Origin of the sequence: Sphingopyxis granuli (assembly GCF_001559015.1) — a bacterium.
Lineage (GTDB): Bacteria > Pseudomonadota > Alphaproteobacteria > Sphingomonadales > Sphingomonadaceae > Sphingopyxis > Sphingopyxis granuli.
Map to the genome: position 1 here is coordinate 1,931,327 of NZ_CP012199.1, position 12,782 is coordinate 1,944,108.

Sequence of the window (12,782 nt, forward strand, 5' to 3'; positions counted from 1 at the left end):
CCGACACGCTATGGCCGCGTATGCGGAAGGGCGAAGCAACATGGGTTAAGTCGAAACCGACCTCCCTCGATATTATCCCAACCGCGCAGCATGAATGGGCGAGGGGCTCTGATGCACGAGGACGACGAGACGCTGTGGAATGCGGTCATCGCAGCCGAGGTCGCCCATGGCGAGACCGCGTCCGGATGTGGTAGCTCCCGGCAGCGCGGATCGCGGGTCGCCGGAGTTCCCGGACTGATCCGCTTCATTCGCAGAATTTCCGGGATCGCTCGCTCAATAGGTCGCGGGCGGATCGCTGGCCGGGAACGATTCATCGGCCGCCTGATCGACCCGGTTCCAGCTGCGACGCGGCGTGTCGCGCATGCCGCCCGGGCCGGCGCTTCGCGTCTGATCGAAATTTTCCGGATGCGTCTCGCCGTCGGAGAAGGCGGCTGAATGGCCGTCGTCTTTCGCGGTCCGCTTCTGACCGCGGTGTGTGAACCAGACGAGCGCGCCGAGCACGCCGACGCCAAGCAGCTTTCCGAACCCCGATGTCCTTGCCTGTGATATCATGTTCCTGTCCTTATCGCCTGTCGTTGCTGCATGCCTGCGCGCCGCCCGTTCAGAATATCCGACGGAATCCGAAAAGGTCGCTGTCGGGATCGCGCGCCCCGCAAATTTCCGAGCGCAATATCTGAGCGGCCATCATCGAGAAGGTGATGCCATTGCCGCCATATCCCATCGCCGAATAGCAGTTCGGCATCCGCGGCACGCGCCCGACGGTCGGTGTCCCGAGCGGGCTATTACCGAAGCTGCCTGCCCAGGCGAAGGCGGGCGCGGGATCGATCGCGGGAAGCAAGGCCGCGAGCTTGCGCGTCAGGATTTTCGTCTTGGCCGCAAGCCTGGCGTCGCGTTCGCCGGCGCTCGCGATTTCCTCATCTTCCCCGCCGCAGATCACCGCGCCCTCGGGCGTTGTCCGGATATAGAGATAAGGATCGGACGCCTCCCAGATCATCGCACCGTCCCGCCAGAGGGCTTCGGGCTGTGGCCGCGTCGCGATTACCCAGGTCGACATGATATGGTTGCCGAGCCTCGGTACGCCCTTCATCATCTCATATCCGGTCGCAAAGACGGCATGCCGAGCCTGCACATGTGCGCCCCGATCACTCTCGAGCGTCACGCCCTTTTGCGCCGCGTCGACGCGCACGATCTCGCTATGCGGATGGATCCGTGCACCGCGCTTCGCGGCGACTCCCAGATAGGCTGCTGCCATCGCGCGCGGGTCGGCGCTGTAATTGCCGAAGCCGACGATCGCATGGCGCCGCCTGATCCCGTAGCGCCGCTCGGTCTCGGTGGGTCCGATGAGTTCGACCTCGAATCCGGCCCTGCGCCTTGCGTCGGCCTCGGCCGCCAGCTGTGCGGGATCGAGGAGGTTGCCGTCGAGATAGAGCGAGGGACGCGTCGCAGCACCGACCTCGAGTCCGAGCCGCTCTGTGCGCGCGCGAAGGGCCTCGACGGCCAGGTAGGAGCGCCGCCAGATGCGCATCGCCCGCTCCCAGCCGATGCGCTCCGCCATCTGCGAGAGCGGCGTATCGAGTTCATATTGGAGTAGCGCGGTGGAAGCCGGGGTCGATCCCTCCGCGATGCCGCGCCGGTCGAGGATCATCACGTCGAGCCCCGCCTCGGTCAGGGCCTCGGCAATCAGCGCGCCCGATATACCCGCGCCGATCACCGCGACGTCGCAACGCGAGCGGGACGGGAGGGGAAGGGTGGGAACCGGGGGGCGGCGGTGCTCCTGCCAGATGGTGCGCCCCGTCCTGAGGTTGCGCTCCTCGCTTGCCGACCTGCCGTCATCGCTTTTCATGATGGTCTCGGAAGAATTGTCGGTCCTCTATCGGCAATCGTCTCGTCCTCGATTGGATCGCCATTTTGAGCACGGTGAGGGCAGCAGAAGCATGATTGGGCCGACCTGTCACAGCAAAAACCGGGTCGCGCGGGAGCGACGACCCGGTCCGGAGAGCGCGACCAGCGCGCCCGCCTGTTGTGCCAGGGGTTAGCGGTTCTGACGATTCCCGTCGTCGCGGCCACCCTGATTGCCGCTCTTGTCGGCGTCGCGATCGTCGCCCTGCTGGCGGCGAGCCGGATCCTGCTGTTCCTGCTGACGGTCCTGGCCGGGGTTCGGATTCGGCTGGTTGCCGCCCTGTTGATTATTCTGCGCCATGATGGCCTCTCCTGATGATGATCTGCCCGGGGGTGGGCATGGGAGAGACGCTTGGATATTCCAGATTGTTCCTCTAATTTCATGTACTTAACATAGGTTATGACGTTCGTGAATTTTATCGGGGCTGGAACCCCGCGGCCGGAACCTTTCACTCCAGATGCTCCAACCGCCATAAGACTGCGAATGCTCTTTGTGCGGAGCGGCTCGCCGGCTTGCTTCCCGACGCTGGTCAATGAGACCTATCTCCGGGCGGTCATCAGCGGCGCAGTCGTGCCGCGATGGATCGTCATGGTCACGGCGCCGAGACCCGCGGCGGGAATCACCCTCATCCTCTCGTTGGCGATCCCGCGATCTTCGAGGAGGCGCGCGAGCGTGGTTGCCTGCGCCTCGTCGCCTGCGAGTTCGATCGTCGCGGCGGGCGCGGCGCGCAGGATCGTCGCGAGATCGGCGGCACGGCCGAGGCCCTTGCTGGTGAGTGTGGGCTGCGTCTCGTGAAATCCGGTGAACTGAAAGTCCGCGCTGCCGCCCTCGCGGTTTGCCAGCCATTCGGAGACGCGCCGGGACAGCGAACCTGTCGCCGCGGCCATGGTCGACCCGTCGGGCAGGACCACTAGACTGTTGGCCGGACGAACGGAGGGCGCGGCCTCGACGCTTTCCGCGCCACACGACTGGAGAGCAAGTGTGGCCGCGGCGATCGAAAGTGCGGAGGTCATGAGAAGTAGAAAACGCGTCATCTGACTATCCCGTTGATACGAGATTTGAAACGCACGGAATCGCTCGGTGTTGCGCCGAGCGCGGGGCGTTTTTCGGTCTTCATGTCCCGCTATGGGCCGCTAGGCGAGATCGCGCACTTTCGGCTCGCGGTCCCAGTGGCGCTGCGTCCCGGTCTTGATGAAATCGGCAAGCGCGACGATACCTTCGTCAGGCTCGACCCCGGCCTTGTCGAGCAGAACCTGGCTCGCTTCGTCGTGCGCGATGGTCTTGCAATGGCCATAGGCGTCCATGAACCATTGGACGGCGGCACCTTCATGCGTCAGCTTTTCGGCGGCGGCTGCGGTGAGCACCGAGGCGACGGCGTCGAACAGCACCGATGGCGATCCCGCCAGCTGACCATCGGCCTTGAGCAATCCGGTCGAGACCGGAATGCCCCCGACCTTAGGAGCGACGAGGAAGGCGCTTCCGCCCACTTTCTCGATCTGTTTCTTGAGCTTGTCGATGGCAGAAGCGTCGGAGCCCTCTGCGAACAGGATCGCGACCTTGCGCCCCCTGATGTCGGGCCGTGCGTCCTTCTGGATCGAGAGCGCGTCGGAAGGTGCCATGTCGATGGGCGTCTTTGCCGGCTTGATTCTGGCAGGCAGATCGATCGCGAGTCCGTTGGCGACACGCTTCGCGAGATCCTCGTCGATATTGCGGAGCTGACCGATGACGCGCGCGCGAACATGATCGAGCGTGACCTTCGAGAGTTCGAATACCAGCGCCGAGGCGATATGCGCCTGCTCATTCCCGGTCTGCGAGCGGTAGAAGAGCCGCGCCTGGCTGAAATGATCGGCGAAAAGGGCTGCGCGGACGCGCAGCTTCTCGGTCGGGTCGTTGCGCTCGCCGTTGGCCGGGAAGGTGGTGAAGCCCGTTTCCGGGCAAGCGCGCGGCCCGGCATCCTCGCCGGCTTCGGCGAGGCTGTTCGGCTCGTAATTCGCGCGACCCTTCGGAACGAGCGTCTGCATCATCCCGTCGCGCTGAAAATTGTGGAACGGGCATTTCGGCGCGTTGATCGGAATCTGGTGGAAGTTGGTCGTACCGAGCCGCGACTTCTGGGTATCGAGATAGGAGAAGAGGCGGCCCTGCAGCAGCGGGTCGTTACTGAAATCGATGCCGGGGACGATGTTCGAGGGAAGATAGGCGACCTGCTCGGTCTCGGCGAAGAAATTGTCGGGATTACGATTGAGCGTCATCCGCCCCACGATTTCGACCGGGACATCTTCTTCGGGGATGAGCTTGGTCGCATCGAGCACATCATAGGGCAGCTTGGCGGCAAAAGCCTCGTCGAAGACCTGGATGCCAAGATCCCATTGCGGGAAGTCGCCGGCATCGATGGCCTCATAAAGATCGCGGCGCAGATAGTCGGGGTCGGCGCCTGCGATCTTGACCGCCTCGTCCCACACCGTCGACTGCAACCCGAGCACCGGCTTCCAGTGGAACTTCACGAACCTTGATTGGCCCTTCGCATTGACGAAGCGGAAGGTGTGGACGCCGAAGCCCTCGATCGTGCGGAAGCTCCGCGGGATCGCTCGGTCGGACATCGCCCACATGATCATGTGGAAGCTCTCGGGCATCAGGGAGATGAAATCCCAGAAAGTGTCGTGGGCGCTCGCCGCTTGCGGATAACCCCGGTCGGCTTCCATCTTCACGCTATGGACGAGATCGGGGAATTTCATCGCGTCCTGGATGAAGAAGACCGGGATATTATTGCCGACGAGGTCCCAGTTCCCCGCCTCGGTGTAGAGCTTTACTGCAAAGCCGCGCACATCGCGCGGCGTGTCGACCGAGCCGGCGCCGCCAGCCACGGTCGAGAAGCGCACGAAGACCGGGCAGGTCTTGCCGACCTCCTGAAAGATGTCGGCCTTGGTGAGCTCGGGGATTGCGTGCGTGCATTCAAAGACGCCGTGCGCGCCCGAGCCGCGCGCATGCACGATACGCTCGGGAATGCGCTCATGATCGAAGTGGAAGATTTTCTCGCGGAGGACAAAATCCTCGAGCAAGGTCGGGCCGCGTTCGCCCGCCCTGAGGCTGTTCTGGTTGTCGGCAATGCGGTGACCGAAATTGTCCGTAAGGTGCGCGCGGCCATCGCGCTCATCGTCGGCGGTGATATGCTGGTGAAGTTCACCCGCATTCCCCTTGTCGACCTTGAGCGCCATCTGGCCGCTTCCGGGCTGGTGCGCGGCAAGGCTATTGTCGGTCGCGGGCGAGGGGCGGGGCTTCTTCAGCATCGGGCAGGTCCTTGATGGTTTCTTTGCCAAGCCAACGCCTGTTTTCCGCACTGGTTTCATCGCCGCGCGAATTGCGTGAGCGGCACATAACATATGTTAAGGAGCTTGATGCCCTTGCTTGCCTAAAGGCGGATTTTAAGACATCGATCAGGCCGCAAAGGATCGGGCCGAGGGGCAGCCAGATGGAATCGGCCAGATTATCGGCGCTTGGGCGCGACACGCGCGCGAGCCGCCTCATCATCCTTCTTCTGTCGGTCGGCTTCGCGGCGTTGCTCGTCGCGGCTGCGACCGCCTTTTACGTCCAGCGCCAGAATGAAGCTGACGCGGGGATGGTCGCACACACGCTGGCCGTCGAAGCCAGCCTCGGTGCCTTCGCGAGCGCCACCGAGCGAATGGAAACCGCGCGCCGCGGTCTCATCCTCACACAAAATGCCCAGTTCGCGACGATCATTGAGGAAGCGGAGGCTCGTTCGCGGGCGCAACTGGCTACGCTTGAGAAACTGATCAGCGACAACCCCGAGCAGCAGATGCGTGTCCGGACGCTGCGCGGGCACCTTGATGCCTACGCCGAGCATTATAGCAAGACGCTCGGACTGCGCGGTGCCGACCGGCAGTCGCTGATCGACAGCTTCTCGAACGACCGCGGGGTGCTCGAGGTGCGCGCCTCGCGCGTGGTTGTCGAATCGATGCTTGCCGACGAGTTTGCCCTGCTTCGCGAGCGGGAGGAGCGGCAGCAACGCACGCAGCGTCTTTTCACAACGACCCTGATCGCGACAGGCATCCTCCTGCTCGTGGTTGCGGCGGCGACCCTGCTTCTCGTCCGGCGCAATCTGGCGGAGCTGCGTAGCTCGCGCATGGAGCTTCGACGTCTCAACGAAGGGCTTGAGGAACTGGTCGATGCCCGCACCGGCGAGCTCCAGCGCGCCAATGCCGAAATCCAGCGCTTCGCCTATATCGTGTCGCATGACCTCAGGTCGCCGCTCGTCAACGTCATGGGCTTCACCGCCGAACTCGAGACCGCGCGCAAATCTATCGCGGGCTATCTTGAGAAGGGCGAGTCCGAAGGCTGGCAAGCGCCTGACGCCGCGACGCGTCTCGCGATCGAGGAGGATCTTCCGGAATCGATCGGGTTCATTCGCACCTCGACCCAGAAGATGGACCGGCTGATCAACGCCATCCTCAATCTCTCGCGCCAGGGGCGGCGCACGCTGGCTCCGGAAACGCTCGATCTTGGCGGCGTCGTGCGCGCGATCGTCGGGAGTTTGCAGCACCGGATCGACGAGACCGGCACTGTGGTGACGGTGGAGGAGCTTCCGGTAGTCGTGAACGACCGTGTCGCGGTCGAACAGATCCTGTCGAACCTCGTCGAGAATGCGCTCAAATATCTTCAGCCGGGGCGCGCCGGGACCATAAGCGTGACGGGCGGCACCGACCTTGGGCGCGCCTGGGTATCGGTGACCGACAACGGTCGCGGCATCGAGCCGCGCGATCACGAGCGCGTGTTCGACCTCTTCCGCCGATCGGGCGTGCAGGATCAGCAGGGCGAGGGGATCGGCCTTGCGCACGCTCGTGCGCTTGCCTATCGCCTCGGCGGAAATATCGAAATCCAGTCCGAATTGGGTGTGGGGTCCACCTTCCGGCTGATCCTGCCACTCGTGTGGCAAAGTGGAGAAGAGGATGACTGACCAGCAGCCCGTCAATATCGTGATGATCGAGGACGACGAGGGCCATGCGCGCCTCATCGAGAAGAATATCCGCCGTGCGGGCATCTCGAACACGATCCACCATTTCCTCGACGGTACATCGGCGCTCGAGTTTCTGTACGACGCGGCCGAGGGGCCCGTTCGCAACGGGCCGGCGCTCGTGCTGCTTGACCTCAATCTGCCCGATATGAGCGGAACCGATATTCTTGCGAAGCTCAAGGCAGACGGAAGTCCGCTACGGCGCACACCGGTCGTCGTGCTCACGACGACCGACGACAAGGTCGAGATCCAGCGCTGCTACGACCTCGGCTGCAACGTCTATATCACCAAGCCGGTGAACTACGAGAATTTCGCCGATGCCATCCGCCAGCTCGGCCTTTTCCTGTCGGTGATCCAGGTCCCCGATCCCGATCCGGCCTGAGAATTTTTCTGTCCCACATTCTGTACATTGACGACGACGATGGCATGCGCCGGCTCGCATCTCGCGCGCTCGGCCGCAAGGGCTATGACGTCAGTCTCGCGGCGAACGGCGCCGAGGGCGTCGATATGGCAAAGGCGACGGCCTTCGATCTGATTGCCGTCGATCATTATATGCCCGGACAGGACGGCCTTGCTACGCTCGAAGCGCTTCGTTCGCTCCCGGCTTGTCCGCCGGTCGTCTATGTCACCGGCTCCGAGGAGAGCCGGATCGCGGTCGCGGCGTTGAAATCGGGGGCCGATGATTATGTCGTAAAGTCGGTCGGCGAGGATTTTTTCGACCTGCTCGCGTCAAGTTTCGGACAGGTTCTCGAGCGTGCCCAGCTCCGCCGCGCGCGCGAGGAAGCCGAGGCGGAACTTCGCGCAAGCAACGCGCGGCTCGAAGCACTTCTCAAGGAAGTGAATCACCGCGTCGCGAACAACCTCCAGATGGTCATGTCGTTCGTCGCGCTCCAATCGAAGAATTTGTCCGATCCCGGTGCCCGGGAGGCGCTCCAGAAGACCCAGCAGCGGATCGCTACCGTCGCGCAGGTCAATCGGCGTCTCTACACGACCAACGATGTCGAATTCGTCGCGATGGACGACTATCTGTCAGGCCTCGCCACCGATCTTTCCGATACTTGGTCGAACGGAACGGGCGAACGACGGGTGTCTGCATCGGCCGAGGCTCTGAAGGTCGCGACCGACAAGGCGGTAGCCCTTGGAATGATCGCCAATGAATGGGTCAGCAACGCTTGCAAATACGCCTATCCGGCGGGCGAAGCCGGGGAGGTCCGGATCATGCTCAACAGATTGGGGGCGTCGACCGTCGAGCTGGCGGTGGAAGATGACGGCGCCGGGATGCCGTCTGACGGCATTGCCCGGGGCACCGGGCTTGGAACTCGTCTCATCGAAGCGCTCGCACGAACGCACAAAGCGATCGTGCGATACGAGCCCGTGCATACCGCACGGGACAATCCTGGGACACGCGCGTCAATCTCGATCGAACTCCGATCCCACGAGCTTAAGGTGCCTGGTTGAAGCCGGAAGGCAACTTACGCTCAGTGCCTGGATACGGAAAGCCCACGTAATTGCCGTTCATGGGCGACTTCTGGTTCAAGCTGATGCGAGCGATTGCGGCTCAGCAGTTTCCTTTAACGCCATCAGCGCAATCTCCAGCGGATTCAATGTCTTTGCCTGCACCTTCGATCGTGTTGCAGGCAGACAGGATCAGGATTGAACCGCTAAGGGCGAAAATAGTCAGAAACCTTCTCATTTTCTCTCTCCGGGGGGTGCGGGCAAACGACCTTTCATTTGCGTTCCAATATTGCGACAACCGCCATCCGCAATCATTGTTCCCGTGCACGGCGTCACACTAGCCGAAGCGTTCAAAATGATCGCTAGGCTGGAAAAATAACTGGGCGCTGCTTGCAAAGCGATCCGCCGGAGATTGTATCTAAGCCATCGATTCCGAATGCGGCGTCAGGTCCGCTTCATTGCGTCGATCCCCCAAAAGCGGATCGGCCGCAACCGGCCATTCCCTCGCGACGGGGGGCAACGCGCATGTCACCATGGTCATGAACAAGGCCGGTTTCGTGGCCGCGTGACGCCCGCGGGCCGGCATGACAAGGCAAGGAATCAAGGAGCGCAAGTCGCCGGTGAGTTCTGCCCTGCTGGGCACCGCCGGGGCGCTTGGCGCCGGCTTGGGAACGCCGCTCGCCAAGCTGAAGGCGGGCGAGTTCACGGTCGAGGTGAGGCCGTCGGGACAGGCGTTCTGGGCCATCGTTCGCCGCGGCAGCGACGGCGGGATGACGCTTCGCGGCGATCACTATATCGCCGCCTCCGGCGAGGCCGATCTCGCATGCCGTATCACGCACATCCCGAAAGCGCATTTCGGTTTGTGATGCGAGCCCGAAAGCAGAGTAGTTTGCCGAATTTGGACTTGGCCCCGGACCGTCAATCGCGGTACCGCTGATGACGGGCAATGGAGAAAGGGGTCCGGTGCGACTATCACGACGGGAATTCTCATGGGCGCTGGCGGCCGGTCTGGTCGCGGCGCCGGCGGCGCGGGCGGCGGGCAAGGCCGGGGAGAGCGACGCGGCGCTTACGGCCTTTCTCGATGCGGCCTTCGAGGCCGAGATCGCACTCGACCCCGAACAGCTCACCCAGCTCGGCCGCAAGGAGCAGCAGGACCGGTTCACCGATCCCAGCGATGCGGCGGCGGCGGCGCGGCTCGCGTGGCGGCGAAGCAATGTCGCCGCGATGAAGACGCAGTTCGATCGCGCGGCGCTCGGCGAAGACGCGCGGGTGTCCTACGACATGTGGGTCCTCGAACTGGAGCGCGCCGAGGCGTCGACGAAGTGGCGCGGACATAATTATATCTTCGACCGCAACGGGCCGCACACCGGGCTGCCGAACTTCCTGATCAACCAGCATCGCGTCGATACGCCGGCGGACATGGAAGCCTATGTGGCGCGTGTCACGGCGCTTGGTCCGACGCTCGACGCCTATCTGGAGCGGGCCACGGCGGCGGCGGCGAAGGGCGTGCGCATGCCCGGATTCGCCTATGACCAGTCGATCGAACTCGTGGGGCGCGTCATCACCGGGGCACCGTTCGGCGATGGTCCCGATACGGCGCTGTTCGCCGACGCGAAGGCGAAGGCGGCGGGCCTGGTCGCGTCGGGGCAGATCGATGCCGCCGCAGCCGGCCGCTATGTCGCGCAGGTCGCCGCGGCGATGACCGGGTCGATGCAGCCTGCTTACGAGCGGCTGCGCGCCTGGCTCGCCGCCGACCGCGCCAAGGCCGCGTCCGAACCGCTCGGCGCGGGCGCACTGCCCGATGGCGCCGCCTATTATGATGCGATGCTGCGGCTGCAGACGACGACCGGCATGACCGCCGACGAGATTCACGCGCTCGGCCTGTCCGAGGTCGCGCGCATCCGGGCCGAGATGGAGACGCTGAAGGACCGGATCGGTTTCGAGGGGAAGCTCGAGGATTTCTTCGTCTTCCTGCGCAGCGACGATCGTTTCTATGTCGCCAACGACGATGCCGGCCGCGCGGCCTATCTCAAGATGGCGGAAGCCTATCTCGACGGCATGCGCGCGCGGCTTCCCGAACAGTTCGGGCGGCTGCCCAAGGCCGACCTGATCGTCAAGCGCGTCGAGGCGTTTCGCGAGGAACCGGGCGGCGCGGCGCATTATTCGCCGGCGGCGCTCGACGGGTCGCGGCCCGGCATCTTCTATGTCCACCTCGCCGACACGCGCGCGACGCCGATTTATGAAATCGAAGGCACCGTCTATCACGAAGGCCTGCCCGGCCATCACATGCAGATCGCGCTCGCGCAGGAGATGACCGGCACCCCCGAATTCCGGAAGAATTATTTCTATGGCGCCTATGGCGAGGGCTGGGCGCTCTATGTTGAGCGGCTGGCCAAGGAGATGGGATTCTATACCGATCCCTACAGCGATTTCGGTCGGCTGGGCCGCGAGATATGGCGCGCGATCCGGCTGGTGGTCGATACCGGCATCCACGCCAAGGGGTGGAGTGAGGCGCAGGCGCTGGCCTATTATACCGCCAATTCGCCGCAGCCCGCGGCCAAGATCCGGTCCGAAATCCGCCGCTATTTCGTGAGTCCGGGGCAGGCAACCTCGTACAAGGTCGGCATGCAGCGCATCCTGGCCCTGCGCGATCGGGCGCGGACGGCGCTGGGCGCGCGATACGACCAGCGCATGTTCCACGAAATCGTGCTCGGCCGGGGCTCTGTGCCGCTGCCTGTGCTCGAAGCGCAGGTCGACCGCTGGATCGCCGCACCCGCCTGATCGCATGGGTCTCTAGCGGGGCGGCAGTAGCTGGAGATGCGCGGAATCGATATGCCAGCGAAGCTGGTCGGCGGTTGCCCCGTCCACGTCGTTGACGCGGCGCACGATATAGTGTCCGCGAAACCGCTGTAGCTCGCCGGAATCGAGCGTGGCCTCGACCCTGACGGGGACGGTCAGATAAAGCGACCCGGCGGCGCCTTCGGCCTCACCCGCCGAATCGATCGTGACGTGCGTCGACCGGGTGTGGGCGAAGCCCTGCCTGAATTTTTCGAGGGGCTGGTTCGGGGGGCCGTCCTGGCCCCACTGCAGCCAGGCGGTGGCATAGTCCCGGGCATCGAGGGCCGCATAATAGCGCTTGACGACATCGACGGCGGCCTCGCTGCTTCGGGGGGCGGGCCGGCAATCGGCGGGCGGCGATCCCGCCCGGCTCAGCAGCGCGCAGCTTCGGGCGATCTCGTCGTCGATCATCGCGCAGCTGTTGGCGACGTTGCAGGGCGGATGGGTCGCCGGGGACAGGGTGTGGCAGAGCTGTGCGCGGCGATCCGCCGCCTGCCTGCCGATCTCCACGGCGCAGGACCGTGGCTCGTCGGTCGCGGCAGGCGTCGAAGGCGAAGGTGCGGCGCGCGCGGCAGTATCGGTTGCGGGGCGCGGCGTTTCGGCCGGCTCGGGGGCGCCGGCTTGTTGATCGGCCGGTCCGCCGCACGCCGCGAGCGCCAGCGTCAGCAAAGCGAGCGGGCCCGCACATATCCGATATCGTCCGGTCATGGCGTTCGAACGCGTCGCGGATTTCAACGGTTCCTCATGGAGCCACCGATGCGCGCGACGGTCCCGGTTGCGCGCCGAAACGCCGGCTTTGTACGCCCGGAGGAGCAGAGCCGTCGTCCGCGGGTCGCGACCGAAGCTTCAAAAACCGCTCCTCGTGCCTACATTATGCGCATGACCGATCGTTCCTTTCCGATCGACAGGCGCACGCTCATGCTGTCGGGAACGGCGACGGCCGCTGCCGCCTTGCTCGGCCGGTCCTCGACCGTCACCGCGCCGCTTGCTCCCCATGCCCGGAGTGTCGGAACCGTGCCGCCGTCGACGTCCGCATCCGTGGCTCCCGCGTCGTTCGATCCGACCTTGCTGCGCAAAGCCCTTGCCGCGCTGGATCGTCACGCCGGGGCGGTCGTCCATCGCGACCGCATCGCGATCGTCGACTTCTCCGCGCCGTCATCGGAAGCGCGTCTGCATTTTCTCGACGTCGTCAAGGGAGAGCGGTCGAGTCTGCTCGTCGCCCACGGCGCGGGTTCGGATCCCGGGCATACGGGTTTCCTGCAGCGCTTCTCGAATGATTTCGGTTCCAACGCGTCGAGCGAAGGGGCCTTTCTGACCGGCGATTATTATGTCGGAAAGCATGGGCGGTCGCAGCGGCTTGCCGGACTCGACCCGACGAACGACAATGCCCGGGGGCGGGCGATCGTGATCCATTCGGCATGGTATGCGAATGCCGACATCCTTGCCGCGCATGGGAAGCTGGGGCGCAGCCAGGGCTGTTTCGCGGTCGGCGAACATGAACTGGATCGCGTCTTCGGCTTCCTGGGCGAGGGGCGGCTTCTCTATGCCGCAAAGGCCTGAAAC

The 12,782-nt window shown here is 64.3% G+C and carries 13 protein-coding genes; 6 read left to right on the plus strand and 7 right to left on the minus strand.

What is annotated here, in order from left to right; translation table 11 throughout:
• Positions 1-273 precede the first annotated feature (273 nt).
• The 5 genes from SGRAN_RS08885 to SGRAN_RS08900 form a co-directional block, all read right to left on the minus strand.
• The gene (locus SGRAN_RS08885; RefSeq protein WP_067182731.1) at positions 274-552 is read right to left on the minus strand and encodes a hypothetical protein; all 279 of its coding nucleotides are present in this window, start codon (positions 550-552) and stop codon (positions 274-276) included.
• 49 nt (positions 553-601) lie between these two features.
• Positions 602-1,843 carry an NAD(P)/FAD-dependent oxidoreductase gene (locus SGRAN_RS08890; RefSeq protein ID WP_067182733.1) on the minus strand — a complete coding sequence of 414 codons (1,242 nt, stop codon included), beginning with the start codon at positions 1,841-1,843 and terminating at the stop codon, positions 602-604.
• Positions 1,844-2,032: 189 nt separating this feature from the next.
• A complete protein-coding gene (locus tag SGRAN_RS22570) occupies positions 2,033-2,200 on the minus strand; it encodes a hypothetical protein (RefSeq protein WP_172709588.1) in 168 nt (55 codons plus the stop codon).
• A 239-nt stretch (positions 2,201-2,439) separates the two neighbouring features.
• Complete coding sequence (locus SGRAN_RS08895; protein ID WP_148650840.1) at positions 2,440-2,934, minus strand: hypothetical protein; 495 nt, start codon at positions 2,932-2,934, stop codon at positions 2,440-2,442.
• A gap of 99 nt (positions 2,935-3,033) precedes the next feature.
• Entirely contained in the window at positions 3,034-5,184 is a 2,151-nt protein-coding gene (locus SGRAN_RS08900) for a catalase (RefSeq protein ID WP_082737169.1), read from the minus strand.
• Between the two features lie 182 nt (positions 5,185-5,366).
• Between SGRAN_RS08900 and SGRAN_RS08905 the strand changes: the two genes are divergently transcribed.
• The 3 genes from SGRAN_RS08905 to SGRAN_RS08915 are packed head-to-tail and all read left to right on the plus strand — an operon-like array spanning position 5,367 to position 8,384.
• A complete protein-coding gene (locus SGRAN_RS08905; RefSeq protein WP_067182739.1) occupies positions 5,367-6,869 on the plus strand; it encodes a sensor histidine kinase in 1,503 nt (500 codons plus the stop codon).
• Positions 6,862-7,308, plus strand: a complete 447-nt coding sequence (locus SGRAN_RS08910) for a response regulator (protein WP_067107910.1) — start codon at positions 6,862-6,864, stop codon at positions 7,306-7,308. Before SGRAN_RS08905 ends, SGRAN_RS08910 begins: the two co-directional genes overlap by 8 nt.
• A gap of 26 nt (positions 7,309-7,334) precedes the next feature.
• Positions 7,335-8,384, plus strand: a complete 1,050-nt coding sequence (locus tag SGRAN_RS08915) for a response regulator (RefSeq protein ID WP_404950420.1) — start codon at positions 7,335-7,337, stop codon at positions 8,382-8,384.
• A gap of 100 nt (positions 8,385-8,484) precedes the next feature.
• On the opposite strand, the gene SGRAN_RS22990 is transcribed toward SGRAN_RS08915, so the two are convergent.
• Entirely contained in the window at positions 8,485-8,619 is a 135-nt protein-coding gene (locus SGRAN_RS22990; protein WP_082737170.1) for an entericidin A/B family lipoprotein, read from the minus strand.
• 382 nt (positions 8,620-9,001) lie between these two features.
• Here SGRAN_RS22990 and SGRAN_RS08920 point away from each other — a divergent pair, with 382 nt between their 5' ends.
• Both SGRAN_RS08920 and SGRAN_RS08925 read left to right on the plus strand, forming a co-directional pair.
• Positions 9,002-9,247 carry a hypothetical protein gene (locus tag SGRAN_RS08920; RefSeq protein WP_148650841.1) on the plus strand — a complete coding sequence of 82 codons (246 nt, stop codon included), beginning with the start codon at positions 9,002-9,004 and terminating at the stop codon, positions 9,245-9,247.
• A 97-nt stretch (positions 9,248-9,344) separates the two neighbouring features.
• Positions 9,345-11,162, plus strand: a complete 1,818-nt coding sequence (locus tag SGRAN_RS08925; RefSeq protein WP_067182748.1) for a DUF885 domain-containing protein — start codon at positions 9,345-9,347, stop codon at positions 11,160-11,162.
• Between the two features lie 12 nt (positions 11,163-11,174).
• Here the strand turns inward: SGRAN_RS08925 and SGRAN_RS08930 are convergent, their stop codons facing one another.
• Complete coding sequence (locus SGRAN_RS08930) at positions 11,175-11,927, minus strand: hypothetical protein (RefSeq protein WP_067186991.1); 753 nt, start codon at positions 11,925-11,927, stop codon at positions 11,175-11,177.
• A gap of 171 nt (positions 11,928-12,098) precedes the next feature.
• Between SGRAN_RS08930 and SGRAN_RS08935 the strand changes: the two genes are divergently transcribed.
• A complete protein-coding gene (locus SGRAN_RS08935; protein ID WP_067186992.1) occupies positions 12,099-12,779 on the plus strand; it encodes a murein L,D-transpeptidase catalytic domain family protein in 681 nt (226 codons plus the stop codon).
• Positions 12,780-12,782 lie beyond the last annotated feature (3 nt).